A 15,197-nucleotide genomic window follows, 5' to 3' on the forward strand; every position below is an offset into this window, starting at 1 on the left:
CTCGTACGTGTCCTGCGTTCGTACGTGTCGTGCGGTCTGCCGGGACAGCGCACGCCCGGGAGGGCCGCTCAAAGCTTCCCGGTGTACGTGTCCCGGCAACGCAGCTCTGGGAAAGTCCCCCAAGACATCCCCAGATGCCAGTTCACGCCCCCCAAGACGCTCCCTGACATCGCCAACTTAGACCTTCGAACCCCTTCGATGGTTACGTTCGCATCACTGTGATCTGCGTCTCTTGCATATGCTGCATATGTCCCTTACGGACGCAAGGGCCCCGATACGTCGACCGGGACTCCAGCGTAAGGAAGATGCGCGAGCCTTGTGAAGAGCTTATGTGAGGTACGTGCCGGACTCCAGAGGGGCCACCGCATCGAGACCTCAGTGAAACGCCCGCAGCCGCAGGCTGTTGGTGACCACGAACACCGAGGAGAAGGCCATCGCCGCCCCCGCGATCATCGGGTTAAGCAGCCCGGCGGCGGCCAGCGGCAGCGCGGCCACGTTGTAGCCGAAGGCCCACACGAGGTTTCCCTTGATCGTCGTGAGGGTACGCCGGGACAGCCGGATCGCGTCCGCCGCCACCCGCAGGTCGCCGCGGACCAGCGTCAGGTCGCCCGCCTCGATCGCCGCGTCCGTCCCCGTGCCCATCGCCAGCCCCAGATCGGCGGTGGCGAGCGCGGCCGCGTCGTTGACACCGTCCCCGACCATGGCGACCGTACGGCCCTCGGCCCGCAGCCGCTCCACCACGGCGACCTTCTCCTCGGGCAGCACCTCGGCGATCACCTCGTCGATGCCGACGGCGGCGGCGACGGACTCGGCGACGCGCCGGTTGTCGCCGGTCAGCAGCACGGGCGTGAGGCCCAGCCGCCGCAGTTCGGCCACCGCCTCGGCGCTGGTCTCCTTGACCGCGTCCGCCACGGCGAGGACCCCGCGCGCCGCGCCGTCCCAGCCGACCACGACGGCCGTACGGCCCTTGCTCTCGGCCTCGTCCCTGGCGCGGGCCACCTCGGGCGGCAGCTCGTCGTGGAGGCGCCCCACGGCCACCTCACGGCCCTCCACGCGACCGCGCACGCCGCGCCCGGGGACGTTCACGAAGTCCGCGACGTCCGGCAGCGGGCCGACCCGCTCCTCGGCACCGGCGGCGACGGCGCGGGCGACCGGGTGCTCGGAGGCGTGCTCGACGGCGCCCGCGAGCCGGAGCACCTCCTCCTCGCCGGTGCCCTCGGCGGCGTACACCTCGTGCAGGGTCATCCGGCCGGTGGTGACGGTGCCGGTCTTGTCCAGGACGACCGTGTCGACCCGCCGGGTGGACTCCAGGACCTCGGGCCCCTTGATGAGGATGCCGAGCTGGGCGCCCCGGCCGGTGCCCACCATGAGGGCGGTCGGCGTGGCCAGGCCCAGCGCGCACGGGCAGGCGATGATCAGCACGGCGACCGCCGCGGTGAACGCGGCGACGGTGTCCCCGGTCGCCCCCAGCCACCCGCCGAAGGTGGCGGCCGCGATCAGCAGCACGACGGGCACGAAGACCCCGGACACCCGGTCGGCCAGCCGCTGCACCTCGGCCTTGCCGCTCTGCGCGTCCTCCACGAGCCGCGCCATCCGGGCCAGCTGGGTGTCCGCGCCGACCCGGGTCGCCTCGACCACCAGCCGGCCCCCGGCGTTGACCGTGGCGCCCGTGACGGCGTCGCCGACGCCCACGTCGGCCGGCACGGACTCGCCGGTCAGCAGTGAGGCGTCCACCGCCGAGGCGCCCTCGGTCACCGTCCCGTCGGTGGCGATCTTCTCGCCCGGCCGGACGACGAAGCGGTCGCCCACCGCCAGCCGGGCCACCGGGATCCGCACCTCGCGGCCCTCGCGCAGGACGGCGACGTCCTTCGCGCCCAGCTCCATCAGCGCCCGCAGCGCGGCCCCGGCCCGGCGCTTGGAGCGGGCCTCCAGCCAGCGCCCGAGCAGGAGGAAGACGGTGACCCCGGCGGCGGCCTCCAGGTAGATCGCGGAGGCGCCGTCGGTGCGGGAGACGGTGAGGTCGAAGCCGTGCCGCATGCCCGGCATGCCCGCGTCCCCGAAGAACAGCGCCCACAGCGACCACCCGAACGCCGCGAGCGTGCCGAGCGAGACCAGCGTGTCCATGGTGGCCGCACCGTGCCGGACGTTGGTCCAGGCGGCGCGGTGGAAGGGCAGCCCGCCCCAGACGACGACCGGCGCGGCCAGGGTGAGCGAGAGCCACTGCCAGTTGTCGAACTGGAGCGCCGGGGCCATCGCGAGCAGCACCACGGGGGCGGCGAGCAGGGCGGAGACGACCAGACGTCCGCGCAGGGCGGCCGACTCGGGATCGGCGGCGGATCCGGACGCCGCCGCGTCCTCGGGGCTCTCCGGCTCCGGCGGCGGCGCGGGCTCCTCGGCGGTGTACCCGGTGCGTACGACGGTGGTGATCAGGTCGGCGACGCTGGTGGTCGCCGGATGGGTGATCCGGGCCTTCTCGGTCGCGTAGTTCACCGTCGCGGTGACGCCGTCCATGCGGTTGAGCTTCTTCTCGACCCGGGCCGCGCAGGCGGCGCAGGTCATCCCGCCGATGAGCAGCTCGACCTCGGCGAGGTCGGGTTCGGCGGCCTGGGCGGTCGTGGCGGTGTCCGCGGTGGTGCTGGTCATGGTCCGGGCTCCAGACGGGTCCGGCCGGACCGTACGCGGCCCGGCCGGGGGGACGGTGGCTGCTGCGGGACGCCGGTGCTCAGGCCCGGCCGACGAGCTCGAAGCCGGCCTCGTCCACGGCGGCGCGTACGGCGTCGTCGTCCAGCGGTGCCCCGGAGACGACGGTGACCTCGCCGGTGGACGCGACGGCCTGTACCGAGGTGACGCCCGCGATCTCGGAGATCTCGCCGGAGACGGCGCCCTCGCAGTGTCCGCAACTCATTCCGCTCACCTTGTAGACGGTGGTGACGGAGCCCTGGGTGTCGGTCTGGGCGGTCATGTCGTTACTCCTCGTCGGGGTGTGCACGGCGGGTACCCGTGGTCCGGCGTGGACCACTTACCTTCCACTGTACCCCTAGGGGGTATGGAAGCGGACCTCGCCGGGCCTCACTCGGCCTCACCCGTCACCCGCGACGCCTCCGTGCGCGGCCCACTCGTGGTCGAGGACCGCCATCAGGACGTCGTCCACCCACACGCCGTCGCGCAGGGCCGCCTCCCGGCGTATGCCCTCCACCACGAAACCGGCCTTCTCGTACACCCGGCGGGCCCGCTGGTTGTGGGCGTAGACCTCCAACTGGACGCGGTGCAGGCCGACCCGCTCGAACGCGTGGCCGACGATGAGCCGGGTCGCCTCGCTGCCCAGACCCCGGCCGCGGCCCCGGGCCCCGATGAGGGTGCGGAAGGTGCAGCTGCGGGCGGCCGGGTCCCAGTCGTACAGGACCACCTCGCCGACGAGTTCGCCGGTCGTGCGGTCGGTGACGGCGAGGTCGAGGCGGTCGGGGTCGGCGGTGCGCACGCCGTACCAGGAGCGCAGCCGTTCCCGGGTGATCTCGGTGCTGGGTTCGAACGTGAAGCGGACGACCTCGGGGTCGTTGACGATCTCCCACATCACGTCCGCGTCCCGCGCGGTGAACGGCCGCAGGACGGTCCGCTCGCCGGTGAGGACGGGTTTCGCTGAGAAGTCCATGGGCGGCACTGTGCCCCACGCGGCGGTGGGGCACAGAACGGTTTTCTCCCGCGCGGCCCGGCCCCGCTACCGGTTCCGGTTGCGCGGTCGGGACGCCACCCAGGCCCGGATCGTGTCCGCGTACCAGTAGGGCTTGCCGCCCTCCACGTGGTCGGGCGGCGGCAGCAGTCCGTGCTTGCGGTAGGACCGCACGGTGTCGGGCTGCACCCGGATGTGGGCCGCGATGTCCTTGTAGGACCAGAGCCTGCGGTCGGTCACTAGTCGCACCTCCCCGCGCGCGCCGCGGCGGCGGCCGGGGACGGCCACCGGGGGGAGCCGGGCGCTGCGCTGGCGATCACCAAGCGTGTGCCGGGTGAACGACTCGGAGTGACGGCCGGAGAGGGCCCGTGCGCGCCTGTGACGGAAGGTCCGCGGAGGCGCGACAGTTGTGACACGACGGTGGTACTTGTGACACGGCCGTGGCCCGCTCTTCATATCCGCCGCTTTTCGGCTTTGTGAAACAGCGGGGCGAGGGCGACTGAAGACTAGTGCCCGAGGGTGGCTTCGAAGGCGGTACCCATAACTCTGCCGAGATCCCTTGCGTTTCACGGGTGCGGGTGAGTGCCCGCGCATTGTCAGGAAGGCAAAAACCCATGGGACTGGCTACCCGAAACGGTGTACTCGCCGCCGCCGCGACCGGCGTGATGGCCCTGGCACTACCGGTTTCCTCCGCCTTCGCGGCCGACGGAGCCGGCGCCGACGCTGCGGCGGAGGGCTCGCCCGGGCTGCTCTCCGGCAACGCCATCCAGGTCCCGGTCGACGTGCCGGTGAACATCTGCGGCAACACGGTGGACGTCGCGGGGTTGCTCAACCCGGCCGCGGGCAACTCCTGCGCGAACAAGAACGGTGCCAAGACCGGCAGTTCGCAGGGCAGCAGCGGATCGGACGCGTCCAACGGCAGTTCCCCGGAGAGCGGCGGAGAGGCGGCCTCCAGCGGGGCGTCGGCGCAGAGCCACACCGCCGATTCGCCCGGGCTGCTCTCCGGCAACGGACTTCAACTCCCGGTCGACCTGCCGGTGAACGTGTCCGGGAACAGTGTCAGCGTGGTCGGCCTGGGCAACCCGGTCTTCGGAAACGAGTCGGTCAACGGCCCCGACGACCGGACCCGCCCGGCCCCGAACACCCCGGCCCCGAAGCCTGCCGCCCCGGAGCGCGCGGTCCCGAGCACCCCGGCTCCGGAGACTCCGGTCCACGCCTGGACCCAGCCCGGCTCCGAGTCGGCCGTGCTGGCCCACACCGGAGCGGACCTCACGGTCGGCGCCGCCGCCGGGAGTGCCGCGCTCCTCATCGCGGGTGGCGTCCTGTACCGCCGCTTCCGTCCGGACCCCACCCGCTGACCCGGACGCACCGAATGGGCACCGGAGGGGATGTCGAATCCCTCCGGTGCCCATGGTGTTTCGCGGCCGTACCGACCCCGGCGCTCGGCCGGGGGAGACGTCAGAGCGCCTGGCTGTTGCAGCCCATGTCGGAACCGAGGTGGTTCTGCTGCGCGCCCGGGTTGCCTTCGCCGTTCAGGATGTTGCCCGCCAGGCCGGTGAGGGCGCCGACGCTGCCGAGCACCTCGATGTTCATGTCGTGCGAACGGCACTCGGTGCCCTGCGTGATGTCGAGGTCGCTGCCCCAGTCATTGGCGACGGCGGTGGTGGCGCTGAGGGCGCCGACGCTGCCGAGCAGGGCGCTCACGAGGACTGCCTTCTGGAACGTACGCATGGGTTCTCCGTTGGTCGAGCGGATGGGGTGTCAGAACAGAGGAGTGACGATTGCGGGCGACTGCGCCGGTGGGCCGTCAGCCGAGTCGGGGGAGCCCCAGCTGGCCGAGCGGGGGCGCCGCGACCTGTCCGAGGCCGACCGGCGACAGCTGCGGTGCGTCCGCCGGCGAGACGTGCGGGTTGAGGATCGGGTTCACCTGGGGGTTCACCTGCGGGTTCAACTGGGGGGCGACCTGCGCCGGGGGCTCTGCCGCGAGGCCTTGGGGCATGGCCACCTGGGGGGCGACCTGCGGCATCACCTGTGGCACGACCTGCGGCACGACCTGCGGCTGCGTGGGAGCGGCCTGGGGCGCCTGCATGGGAGCCGCCTGCATGGGGGCCGCCTGCGGCTGGTAGGGCGAGGTGGAGGCCTGCGCCGTCCCCTGCGAGGAGGCCGCGGCGTAGGCGTGGCCCGTCTGCTGGGGTGCCGGCTGGGCGTACGGCTGGGGTGCGGGCTGGGCGTACGGCTGGGGTGCCGGCTGGGCGTACTGCTGAGGCGCGGGCTGGGCGTACTGCTGAGGCGCCGGCTGGGGTGCCGGCTGGGCGTACTGCTGGGGTGCCGGCTGGGCGTACTGCTGGGGTGCCGGCTGGGCGTACTGCTGGGGTGCCGGCTGGGCGGTGGCCTGAGCCGTTCCCTGCGTCCCGGCCGCGGCGTAGGGGCCGGTCGGCTGGGGCTGCGGGGCGGCGTACGTGGCCGGGTAGTCAGGAGTCGATGCTGGAGCGGCACCGACCTGTCCGACGGGTGCGGCGTGGCTGGCGCCGGCGCCGGCGGCGGTCAGACCGCCGGCTGCTGCCACCACGAGCGCGACCTTGTGAAGCTTGCGCATGAAACCCTCGGCCCTTCGATACCTGAACTGGAAATCCACTGAATTCAGCGCGTCACGCGTGCAGTCGGCGCGATAGTCGCACCGCATCGTCAGCAGCGGTCACAGTTGAGCAGCACACGGACTTTGCGTCGGAGTCGGCAGCGAATCCCCTTCTCCCCTGCGCAGGTCCACGGCCGCTGCCCTCCCCACGGGGAACGAGGGTTTCCTCGTCCTGGTCACGGCACATGAAAGTCCGTCACCCATTTGCCGCCCTCTGAAAAGGAGTTGGTGGCGGACTCGGGCGCCCTTGCGGCAAACGGGTGACGGCGGCGCTGCACCCGTATCCGGGCTCTCGCCCACCTCGTTCCGCACGGGGCAGGAACGACGGTCCACAGCAACCGTCCAAGGCGGCAGAGCAGCTCAACTGCTGTGCCGAATTGAGCATTTCGCCAAGTCCGTGCACAGGTCAATGAAGGGCCAAAGGATTTCATGCGCAAGCTTCAGCACGTCGCGCTCATCGTCGCAGCGGCCGGCGGTCTGACCGCCGCCGGGGCCGGCCCCAGCGCCGCTGTGACTCCGGTCGGCCACAACGGGGCTGTGCCGACGCCGGTTTCACAGCCGGACGCCCAGGCCGGCTCCGCCAGTTCGGCGCAGGCGTCCGTGCAGTCGTACGGCTCGCCGGCGCCGCAGCAGGCGGCTCCCCAGCGGGGTACCACGGTCAGCCCGCAGGTCAACCCTCAGCTGAACCCGCAGATCAGCCCCCAGGTTTCTCCGCAGGCGCCGCAGCCGAAGCAGGGTGGCCCGGTGCAGCAGGCCAACCTGTTCCGCCCGTCCCAGGAGTGCAGCCCGCAGAACCTGCTCGCCGCCAATGTGCCGGTCGCGCTGCTCGCCGCCTCCCAGACCCGGGGCGTCGACTGCACCCAGGCCAACAGCCAGGCGAACTCCCTGGCCAGCGCGCAGGCGCAGTAGGGCGGTCGGTGGACCGGGCGTCGGGGCCCGGGATGCGCGATACGTCCTTTGGGTGTATTTGTCTCTTCGCTCCCAAAACGGCGCGTCGTTGCCCTTTTTGTTCTTATTTCGCATTAATCTCCTGTAACTGTACAAAGTCGATCTCTCCCGGATCGCACCCACTCACCTCACCGGAGATGAAATGCGCAAGCTTCGCAACGTTGCCGTCCTGGTTGCCGCGCTCGGCAGCATCGGACTCGTGGGCGGTACGGCCCACGCCGACCAGGGCAAGGGCGGCGAGGGCGACAAGTTCAAGATCTCGCAGAGCTCCCAGTGCCGGTCGCACGACCTGAACCTCGACGTCCTCGGCCAGGTCGGCATCCTCAACGGCCTGCTGGGCAACGGGCTCAACGGCGAGGGCAACCCGGGTGCCCAGTCCACCCACCTCGGTTCCACCATGGGCTGCAACAACAGCGCCTTCTGACCTTCCGGGCCGACGCCACGGCGTCGGCCAGTGAACGGTCCCGGCACCGGGCCCTCAGGGCAGGGCGCCGGGACCGTTCTTTGCATCGGGCTTCGCTGCCGTACCAAAGCCGATCGTTCTCGACCTCACTCCACCGGAGATGACATGCACAACCTCCGCACGGCCGCCGTCCTCGTCGCCGCGTTCACGAGCGCTGGACTCCTGGGCGTCGGCACAGCCCATGCCGACCAGGGCGGCAACGGCGGTTACACCATCAGCCAGAGCAGCAGCTGCGGGTCGCACGACAACAACATCGACATCCTCGGCCAGGTGGGCATCGGCAACGGCCTGGGCGGCAACCTGCTGAACGGCGAGGGCAACCCGGGCGCGCAGAAGACTTCCCTGGGCTCGACGATGGGCTGCAACAACGCGGTCGGCGGCTGAAGACCGGCCCACGGAAGTGGGCTGCGGGCGTTCCGGTTACGGGACGCCCGCTTTTGCGTGGGCGGAGCGCCCTTCTGTCACCGGCGCTGGTTCGCGTCGGCACGGCTGCGGGGCACGCAAAGAGAATGCCGGGCCGGGAATGATCCCGGCCCGGCAATCGCCGTCAGCGCTCATACGAAGTGCGGCTTCTTGAACCCCTTCGGCAGCTTCGCCGTGTTGGAGCAGTCCACCACCGGCCCGGCACTGGCCGACCCTCCGTCGCCGAGCAGCTGGTGCTCCTGGAACACCACGTTCGGCCGGTCGGTCGTCGAGCAGCTCTGATCCTGCCTGAGGATGTGCTCGCCGTCCTTGTCCGAACGAGTCTCGCTCTTGCGGACGCAGACCCCGTCCTTGCTCTCGCAGTCACCGGGGCCTCCGTCCGCGTACGCGTGCCCGGCGCCGGCACAGAGGGCGGCGAGACTTCCGACGATCCCCGAGATGACGGCGATCTTCCGCGGAGTGAACATGTGCTGCATTCCTTTACCGAATAGGGCCCGGGCGCTGGTTGCCGTTGACCGGTGTGCGCCCGGGCCCGTGAAGGTGTCGGAACCGATCAGCCGGCGCCGGGACGCGCTGTCAGCTGCGACCGGCGGCCGAATTGGCCGCAGCCCGGACGCGCACACTGAGTAACCGTGGCGTGTCCGGGCTGCGTTCGCCACGGGCCGGTGGCCCGTGGCGGCACCGGGAGAACGAACTCCCGGCAACGTCTTTACTGGCCTTCGCCCTCGTGGCCGTACTGCTCGGGCTCGGCGTGCCGCTCCTCTTCCGGGGCGGCCTGCGGCTCGCCCTGCGGCTGCGCCGGCGGAGCGAAGTAGTAACCGCCGCTGACCGCCAGCGCGTTGGCCGACGAGTTGGCCACGGCGGTGACCGGCGCGGGCGCGTCGCCCTCACCGGCGAAGCTGGCCCCGGCACCGAACGCCGACAGACCCGCAACAGCCATGGCTACGACCGCGGCACGCTGAAACTTACGCATGAGTGACCCTTCCGTACTCGGGCACGAAGCCCGGCTTGACTACTCAGCGTTAGCCTATACACGCATTTCGTCATATGTCGGTATCTGTGCCTTACGCGTCGTGTCGACCCATGCGCAGTGCCGCCCGCTCAGGCGCAATGGCTCCTGGAGCGGTCATCCATGCTGGTGTTGGGGCTGCGGGCCGAACGGGCTCTGCCCGCTCTCGACCTCGTCGGTCGCCCCCGTGGTGGTGGGGGAACAGGTCACCTTGGGCCCCAGTTGCAGCTGCCCCTGGCCCAGGGCGGCGGGCAGCGTGAGGGGCTGCACCGGCGTGCACGTCTCCTGGTGCGGGATTTCACCGTCCTCGGAGAGCTGGCCGTGGATCCGCTGGCTACAGGTGAAGCCGCCCAAGAGGTCGCGAGTGCAGGCTCCCGGGCCCTTCCCGGCGTGCGTCTGCGCCTGGGCGAGACCGGCGCAGGCCATGGCGAGGCCGCCGGCGAGCACCGAGACCGCCGTCATCTTCTTCCCGCTGAACATGTGATGCGCTTTCCTTCGTAGGAGTGCCCCGGCGTGCCCGGACACCGGGCGGGCCGGGCTCAGCCGGTGAAGTCGTTGTTGTACTGGTCGCAGGTCGTGTCCAGGGTCCCGGCGATGCCGAGCACGCCGATCGGGATGTCGTTCTGGGACACCGTCTGCGGGCTGCATTCCTGGTAGGGGCGGTAGAGGTCGTACACCTTCGGCGCGTTGTCGGAGGTGTCGGCGACGGCGGTGCCGGCACCGGCGGCGGAGAGGCCGCCCGCCGCCGCCACTGCTGCGATCACGACATGCTGAAGCTTGCGCATAAGACCCTCGGATTTTCGCTCGTACAGAGAGGCTGATTGCCTACCGTGACTGCCCGAACGCTATCAGTAATCAAGGGCTTTCCGTGCCGCGCGTCCCTCTTGGGAGACAACGAATTGACGACGTCACCGGGTGGCGGTAAATCCCCGTATTAAAAGCTGGGTTGCTCCGCGGTAGATGCCTTCACATCGTGTGAATTGGCCGTCAACCGCGTCCCGGCGCCGCGCCAACACCGAACAAACGCAGTGGCGTTGCGTCAACGGGGCGCCGGCTGGGCGGCGGAGAAGCGTCAAGTGCGGGCACGGACGCGATCACGTCCCGCAGCCTTTCGACGTACCGGCGCACGTTCTTGTGAGCGACGTCGGTGTCCGGGTAGCGGCAGGCGAACCACAGCCCTTCGTGCAGCCGGTTGACCCATACGCACACCTGGTCTCCGTACGAAACCCTGATCAGTCCGTACGCCTTGCTCTCGGTCCAGCGGGACGATCCGGGGAGCAGGCGGGCATCCACGTACGACACGATCGAATACAGGTCGGGCGAGGTCGGGCGGAACTCCGCGCCCAGCAGCGGCAGTACCCGGGCCAGCGGAATGCGCGCCAGTGACCGGTTGGCCCGCAACTCGGCGCGGACGGTCTCCATCGCCCCGCGGAAGTCCCGCGCCGCGGGCACCTCGATGGGCGCGCCGCCGACGTACCAGCCCACCGAGTCCGACCACGCCGACTTCAGCCGGGTGTGGAACGGCACGACCGTGCGGTAGACGGATCCGCCGCCGAGTTCGTGGACGATCAGACTCGTCGCGGCCAGGATGCCTACCAGGCTGCCGCCGTACGGCCGGCAGTACGCCTCGAACGCCGCGGCCGCGTTCGCGTCGACGAGCGGCTCACACACCAGCTTCTGCTCGGGCAGCACATCACCGGGTTGCAGGCCGAGATCGACGGGGAACGCCGGCAGCCGCCCACCGCATCGGCCGATGAACTCCCGCCAGCGGGCGACGATCGCATGTGTGTCACCGATCCCGTCCGCGTCCCTCCGCTCCTGCCGGCAGAAATCGACGTAGCTCCCCGTCGGCATCCCGGTCATGGGCCGCCCCGTGAGACCCGCCGTGTACAGCTCGTGGATCTCCTCCGGAATGCGTTGCAGGGAGTAGGCGTCCACGTTCGTGTGATCGAAAGCCATGTACACGCTCGCGGAATCGTCCCGGACGACCGCGGTGTAAATCAGGTTCGGCCAGCGAAGCGCGTCCGCTGCCGTGTCGAATCGGTTCTGCAGATAGCGGACCAGCGCGCCCGCGTCCGCGAAGTCACCGACCACCTCACGCCGCAGCGAAACATCGTCCTCACGCAGCGTGAACCGCTGCATCTCGTCACCGGCCCACCTGAAGCCGCTGCGCAGCGTCTCATGGCGCAGCGTCCAGCCCCGCAACGCCCGCTCCAGCACATCGAGATCCACCGGGCCCGGCAGATCGAACGCCGCCCCCAGCCAGGTGGGCACGAACAACCCGCCCTCGCGCACCGACCGCGCGGTCCTGATGTGCGACTCCTGGATGTACGCCGGCGGCCGCGGGTCCGGCGCCAGTGACGCCATGGCCCCCACGGTCGCCTCACTGAAGGTGAACTCGACCAGCCGCCCCGGCCGCACCTCACACCGCTGAATGTCGCAAACTCGCATGACGGCGTCTCCATTCGCAGAAGACACCAGCTTGATCAAGGCGGCGCCCCATACACGCGACGGCCCCTGTGTCGCCCGCATTCCAGTACAACGAGCGACACCCCGAACAACGAGCCGAATCGTCCGCGCGAGCGCCCGCGGCGCCCCGCCCCGCCGTACGCCCCCAACATGTGTCTACGCCCGCGCCCAAACCGCAGACACTGTGTCGGGCGCATGGGAAGGCCCATGCCTGGTGAGATGGAGACATGGCCGAGACCGCGACCGGACCGTCCGTGGTCGAAGGCCCTGAGCTGTACGAACGGCACGTCTGTACCCGTCGCCGCCATCTGTGAAGGAGTTCTCGGTCATGACGAACATCGTCAACCACTGGATCGGCGGCAAGTCCGCCGAAGGCGCCTCGGGCACGTACGGGCCGGTGACCGACCCGGCCACCGGCGCGGTCACCACCAAGGTCGCCTTCGCCTCCATCGACGAGGTGGACGCCGCGGTCGCCGCCGCCAAGGAGGCGTACCTCACCTGGGGCCAGTCCTCGCTGGCGCAGCGCACCTCGATCCTCTTCAAGTTCCGGTCGCTGCTGGACGCGCACCGCGACGACATCGCCGCGCTGATCACCGCCGAGCACGGCAAGGTCCACTCCGACGCGCTCGGCGAGGTCGCCCGCGGACTGGAGATCGTCGACCTGGCCTGCGGCATCAACGTGCAGCTCAAGGGCGAGCTGTCCACCGAGGTCGCCACCCGCGTCGACGTGTCCTCGATCCGCCAGCCGCTCGGTGTGGTCGCCGGCATCACGCCGTTCAACTTCCCGGCCATGGTGCCGATGTGGATGTTCCCGCTCGCCATCGCCTGCGGCAACACCTTCGTGCTCAAGCCCAGCGAGAAGGACCCGTCGGCGGCCATCAGGATCGCCGAGCTGCTGTCCGAGGCCGGGCTGCCGGACGGCGTCTTCAACGTCGTGCACGGCGACAAGGTGGCCGTGGACCGCCTCCTGGAGCACCCGGACGTCAAGGCCGTCTCCTTCGTCGGCTCGACCCCGATCGCCCGCTACATCCACACCACCGCCTCCGCCAACGGCAAGCGCGTGCAGGCGCTCGGCGGCGCCAAGAACCACATGCTGGTGCTGCCCGACGCCGACCTCGACGCGGCGGCCGACGCGGCCGTGAGCGCGGCCTACGGCTCCGCGGGCGAGCGCTGCATGGCGATCTCCGCGGTCGTCGCGGTCGGCGCCGTCGGCGACGAACTGGTCGAGAAGATCCGCGAGCGTGCGGAGAAGATCAAGATCGGCCCCGGCAACGACCCGACGTCCGAGATGGGCCCGCTCATCACCAAGGCGCACCGCGACAAGGTCGCCTCCTACGTCGAGGGCGCGGCGGCCGAGGGCTGCGAGGTCGTCCTGGACGGCACCGGTCACACGGTCGACGGCCACGAGGACGGCCACTGGATCGGCATCTCCCTGCTCGACCGGGTGCCGACCACGGCGAAGGCCTACCAGGACGAGATCTTCGGCCCGGTGCTGTGCGTGCTGCGCGCGGACACCTACGAGGAGGGCGTCGCCCTCATCAACGCCTCGCCGTTCGGCAACGGCACCGCGATCTTCACCCGGGACGGCGGCGCGGCCCGCCGCTTCCAGCTGGAGATCGAGGCCGGCATGGTCGGCGTGAACGTCCCGATCCCGGTCCCCGTGGGCTACCACTCCTTCGGAGGCTGGAAGGACTCGCTCTTCGGCGACCACCACATCTACGGCAACGACGGCACGCACTTCTACACCCGCGGCAAGGTCGTCACCACCCGCTGGCCGGACCCGGCCGACGCCCCCGCCGGCGTGGACCTGGGCTTCCCGCGCAACCACTGAGGCACCCTCCGGGCAAGCCCGGGGAAGCGAGTACGGCCGTCCGTTATTCGGACGGCCGTATTTTTTTCCTCCGTCCGCAACGGATCCCGCGTACCCGGAACGGCCGCTGGGCCTACGCATCTGGTGCCGTTTTCGAAAGCCTCGTGCACTTCAGACGACGGATTCCGTAGATGAACAGCCATTGACGCACCGGTTTCCGTCGGTATTCCATCTTGCCGCGGGAGCGAACCGGAGGCGGTGGCGCTCCGCCGCGCACCGTGCCGCACGAGTCGATCGGAAACCGCGTATGACCGACACGCTCCGTCCCGCCCAGACCGCCGCGACGGCACCCGAGGACCTCGGGGACCATCCGGACCGGTCGCGGACGCTGAAGCGGTCCATCGGGGTCGTCGGCGGCACGCTCCTCACGCTCTCCTGCGTGACCCCCGCCTCCACGCTGTTCGTGGTCGTCCCCGACCTGTTCGGCTCGCTCGGCACCGCCACCGCCCTGACCATCGCCGTCGGCTCCCTCCTCTGCGTCGCCGTGGCGTTCTGCTACTCGGAGCTGGGCACCCTCATCCCCAGCGCGGGCGGCGAGTACGCCATGGTGTCGACCCTCGCCGGGCGGCTGGCGGGCTGGCTGGTCTTCGTGCTGTCCCTGCTGGTCGTCATGATCGTGCCGCCGGTGATCGCGATGGGCACGGCCGACTACCTCGCCCCGGTCGTACACCTCGACCCGTCCCTCGCGGGCGCCGGCGTCATGGCGCTGGCCACCCTCGCCGGCCTGCTCGACCTGCGGGCCAACGCCTGGATCACCGGAGTCTTCCTGGTCCTGGAGGTCATCGCCGCGGCCGTCGTCGCGGTGCTGGGCTTCGCCCACGGCGAGCGCGGCCTCGGCAGCCTCGCCTCCATGGAGGTGGCCGGCGCGGACGGCGGCGCGGACCCCGTGACGGGGATGCTGGTCGTCTCCGGGCTCGCCATCGCCCTCTTCGTCACCCAGGGCTTCTCCACCGCGGTCTACCTCTCCGAGGAGTTGGAGAACCCGCGCCGCAACGTCGCCCGCACCGTGCTCGCCACGCTCGCCATCTCCGCCGTGATCATCCTCGTCCCGGTCGTCGCCATCACCCTCGGCGCCTCCGACCTCGCGGAGCTGACCGGCGGCGACATCGGCGCCATGGTCACCGCCTGGTCCAACTCCGCCGTCGGCACCTTCGTCAGCCTCTGCGTGGCCCTCGCCATCATCAACGCCGGCATCGTGATGGTCATCCAGAACTCGCGCGTCCTGTTCGCGTCCGCACGCGACAAGGCGTGGCCCACGCCGGTCAACCGGCTCTTCGCCAGGCTCGGCCGGTTCGGCTCCCCGTGGGTCGCCACCCTCGCCGTCGGCGTGCCCGGCGCCGCGCTGTGCTTCGTCGACCTGGACACCCTGTACGGCGTAACCGGCGTCTCCGTCACCGGCATGTACCTGCTCGTGGCGGTCGCCGCCCTGCTCGCCCGGCGCGGCGCCCACCGGCACGCGCACGCGTGGCGCATGCCCCTGTGGCCGGCGGTGCCCCTCCTGCTCGTCGCGGTCCTCGCCTACGTCCTGACCCAGCAGGAGGCGGCCCACCTGCTGTGGACCGGCGGCATCACGGCCGTCGCCACCCTGTACTGGGCCCTGTACCTGCGCCCGCGCCGGGAGACCCGCTGGTTGGTCTCCGTCCCCGACGACGTACGCGACGACGTTCGGGAGCCCGCCGGGCCGTGACCCGGCCTACCGCGCCCGCGGTACGC

General features: G+C 70.8%; 17 protein-coding genes. 6 read left to right on the forward strand and 11 right to left on the reverse strand.

The features are described 5' to 3' along the window. Positions 1 to 375: 375 nt before the first annotated feature. The 4 genes from ACZ67M_RS01535 to ACZ67M_RS01550 form a co-directional block, all read right to left on the reverse strand. Positions 376 to 2,643: a heavy metal translocating P-type ATPase gene (locus tag ACZ67M_RS01535; protein ID WP_469849129.1), complete on the reverse strand. Its 2,268-nt coding sequence runs from the start codon at positions 2,641 to 2,643 to the stop codon at positions 376 to 378. 79 nt (positions 2,644 to 2,722) lie between these two features. Beyond that, positions 2,723 to 2,962 (reverse strand): heavy-metal-associated domain-containing protein, encoded by a 240-nt coding sequence (locus ACZ67M_RS01540; RefSeq protein ID WP_386932201.1) that lies wholly within the window; start codon positions 2,960 to 2,962, stop codon positions 2,723 to 2,725. A gap of 117 nt (positions 2,963 to 3,079) precedes the next feature. Next, positions 3,080 to 3,649, reverse strand: coding sequence for a GNAT family N-acetyltransferase (locus tag ACZ67M_RS01545; RefSeq protein ID WP_361354392.1), 570 nt, complete (start codon positions 3,647 to 3,649; stop codon positions 3,080 to 3,082). Between the two features lie 66 nt (positions 3,650 to 3,715). After that, positions 3,716 to 3,907: a helix-turn-helix transcriptional regulator gene (locus tag ACZ67M_RS01550; RefSeq protein WP_161326861.1), complete on the reverse strand. Its 192-nt coding sequence runs from the start codon at positions 3,905 to 3,907 to the stop codon at positions 3,716 to 3,718. Between the two features lie 374 nt (positions 3,908 to 4,281). Between ACZ67M_RS01550 and ACZ67M_RS01555 the strand changes: the two genes are divergently transcribed. Next, positions 4,282 to 5,025 carry a chaplin gene (locus tag ACZ67M_RS01555; protein WP_469849131.1) on the forward strand — a complete coding sequence of 248 codons (744 nt, stop codon included), beginning with the start codon at positions 4,282 to 4,284 and terminating at the stop codon, positions 5,023 to 5,025. Positions 5,026 to 5,125: 100 nt separating this feature from the next. Here ACZ67M_RS01555 and ACZ67M_RS01560 read toward each other — a convergent pair whose 3' ends face one another. Then, complete coding sequence (locus tag ACZ67M_RS01560; RefSeq protein ID WP_122620022.1) at positions 5,126 to 5,398, reverse strand: hypothetical protein; 273 nt, start codon at positions 5,396 to 5,398, stop codon at positions 5,126 to 5,128. A 76-nt stretch (positions 5,399 to 5,474) separates the two neighbouring features. After that, positions 5,475 to 6,263 carry a hypothetical protein gene (locus ACZ67M_RS01565; RefSeq protein WP_469849133.1) on the reverse strand — a complete coding sequence of 263 codons (789 nt, stop codon included), beginning with the start codon at positions 6,261 to 6,263 and terminating at the stop codon, positions 5,475 to 5,477. 468 nt (positions 6,264 to 6,731) lie between these two features. Between ACZ67M_RS01565 and ACZ67M_RS01570 the strand changes: the two genes are divergently transcribed. The 3 genes from ACZ67M_RS01570 to ACZ67M_RS01580 all read left to right on the forward strand — a co-directional run bounded on the left by ACZ67M_RS01570 (position 6,732) and on the right by ACZ67M_RS01580 (position 8,097). Continuing rightward, complete coding sequence (locus ACZ67M_RS01570; RefSeq protein ID WP_361354401.1) at positions 6,732 to 7,211, forward strand: hypothetical protein; 480 nt, start codon at positions 6,732 to 6,734, stop codon at positions 7,209 to 7,211. Positions 7,212 to 7,392: 181 nt separating this feature from the next. Beyond that, positions 7,393 to 7,674, forward strand: coding sequence for a hypothetical protein (locus ACZ67M_RS01575; RefSeq protein ID WP_122620024.1), 282 nt, complete (start codon positions 7,393 to 7,395; stop codon positions 7,672 to 7,674). 144 nt (positions 7,675 to 7,818) lie between these two features. After that, positions 7,819 to 8,097 (forward strand): hypothetical protein, encoded by a 279-nt coding sequence (locus ACZ67M_RS01580; protein ID WP_361354404.1) that lies wholly within the window; start codon positions 7,819 to 7,821, stop codon positions 8,095 to 8,097. A gap of 170 nt (positions 8,098 to 8,267) precedes the next feature. On the opposite strand, the gene ACZ67M_RS01585 is transcribed toward ACZ67M_RS01580, so the two are convergent. From ACZ67M_RS01585 to ACZ67M_RS01605, 5 genes are all read right to left on the reverse strand, one after another. Further along, on the reverse strand, positions 8,268 to 8,603 hold the full coding sequence (locus ACZ67M_RS01585; RefSeq protein ID WP_392100941.1) for a hypothetical protein: 336 nt from the start codon (positions 8,601 to 8,603) through the stop codon (positions 8,268 to 8,270). Positions 8,604 to 8,845: 242 nt separating this feature from the next. Further along, positions 8,846 to 9,076: a hypothetical protein gene (locus ACZ67M_RS01590; RefSeq protein ID WP_361354410.1), complete on the reverse strand. Its 231-nt coding sequence runs from the start codon at positions 9,074 to 9,076 to the stop codon at positions 8,846 to 8,848. 186 nt (positions 9,077 to 9,262) lie between these two features. Beyond that, on the reverse strand, positions 9,263 to 9,625 hold the full coding sequence (locus tag ACZ67M_RS01595) for a hypothetical protein (protein ID WP_361354413.1): 363 nt from the start codon (positions 9,623 to 9,625) through the stop codon (positions 9,263 to 9,265). A gap of 59 nt (positions 9,626 to 9,684) precedes the next feature. Then, on the reverse strand, positions 9,685 to 9,909 hold the full coding sequence (locus ACZ67M_RS01600) for a hypothetical protein (protein ID WP_361354416.1): 225 nt from the start codon (positions 9,907 to 9,909) through the stop codon (positions 9,685 to 9,687). 223 nt (positions 9,910 to 10,132) lie between these two features. Continuing rightward, entirely contained in the window at positions 10,133 to 11,596 is a 1,464-nt protein-coding gene (locus tag ACZ67M_RS01605) for a condensation domain-containing protein (RefSeq protein WP_469849720.1), read from the reverse strand. Positions 11,597 to 11,942: 346 nt separating this feature from the next. On the opposite strand from ACZ67M_RS01605, the gene mmsA reads away from it, so the two are divergent. Together mmsA and ACZ67M_RS01615 are read left to right on the forward strand one after the other, a co-directional pair. Beyond that, positions 11,943 to 13,445, forward strand: coding sequence for a CoA-acylating methylmalonate-semialdehyde dehydrogenase (gene mmsA / locus ACZ67M_RS01610; protein ID WP_469849135.1), 1,503 nt, complete (start codon positions 11,943 to 11,945; stop codon positions 13,443 to 13,445). A gap of 286 nt (positions 13,446 to 13,731) precedes the next feature. After that, on the forward strand, positions 13,732 to 15,171 hold the full coding sequence (locus ACZ67M_RS01615; RefSeq protein WP_469849137.1) for an APC family permease: 1,440 nt from the start codon (positions 13,732 to 13,734) through the stop codon (positions 15,169 to 15,171). Positions 15,172 to 15,197: the final 26 nt, after the last annotated feature.

The sequence above is a fragment of the Streptomyces sp. NPDC107500 genome (assembly GCF_055582785.1).

Coding starts and splice junctions, on each gene's coding strand:
- ACZ67M_RS01535 (WP_469849129.1), bottom strand. CDS start 2,643: ATGACCAGCACCACCGCGGACACCGCCACGACCGCCCAGGCCGCCGAA.
- ACZ67M_RS01540 (WP_386932201.1), bottom strand. CDS start 2,962: ATGACCGCCCAGACCGACACCCAGGGCTCCGTCACCACCGTCTACAAG.
- ACZ67M_RS01545 (WP_361354392.1), bottom strand. CDS start 3,649: ATGGACTTCTCAGCGAAACCCGTCCTCACCGGCGAGCGGACCGTCCTG.
- ACZ67M_RS01555 (WP_469849131.1), top strand. CDS start 4,282: ATGGGACTGGCTACCCGAAACGGTGTACTCGCCGCCGCCGCGACCGGC.
- ACZ67M_RS01560 (WP_122620022.1), bottom strand. CDS start 5,398: ATGCGTACGTTCCAGAAGGCAGTCCTCGTGAGCGCCCTGCTCGGCAGC.
- ACZ67M_RS01565 (WP_469849133.1), bottom strand. CDS start 6,263: ATGCGCAAGCTTCACAAGGTCGCGCTCGTGGTGGCAGCAGCCGGCGGT.
- ACZ67M_RS01570 (WP_361354401.1), top strand. CDS start 6,732: ATGCGCAAGCTTCAGCACGTCGCGCTCATCGTCGCAGCGGCCGGCGGT.
- ACZ67M_RS01575 (WP_122620024.1), top strand. CDS start 7,393: ATGCGCAAGCTTCGCAACGTTGCCGTCCTGGTTGCCGCGCTCGGCAGC.
- ACZ67M_RS01580 (WP_361354404.1), top strand. CDS start 7,819: ATGCACAACCTCCGCACGGCCGCCGTCCTCGTCGCCGCGTTCACGAGC.
- ACZ67M_RS01585 (WP_392100941.1), bottom strand. CDS start 8,603: ATGTTCACTCCGCGGAAGATCGCCGTCATCTCGGGGATCGTCGGAAGT.
- ACZ67M_RS01590 (WP_361354410.1), bottom strand. CDS start 9,076: ATGGCTGTTGCGGGTCTGTCGGCGTTCGGTGCCGGGGCCAGCTTCGCC.
- ACZ67M_RS01595 (WP_361354413.1), bottom strand. CDS start 9,625: ATGTTCAGCGGGAAGAAGATGACGGCGGTCTCGGTGCTCGCCGGCGGC.
- ACZ67M_RS01605 (WP_469849720.1), bottom strand. CDS start 11,596: ATGCGAGTTTGCGACATTCAGCGGTGTGAGGTGCGGCCGGGGCGGCTG.
- mmsA (WP_469849135.1), top strand. CDS start 11,943: ATGACGAACATCGTCAACCACTGGATCGGCGGCAAGTCCGCCGAAGGC.
- ACZ67M_RS01615 (WP_469849137.1), top strand. CDS start 13,732: ATGACCGACACGCTCCGTCCCGCCCAGACCGCCGCGACGGCACCCGAG.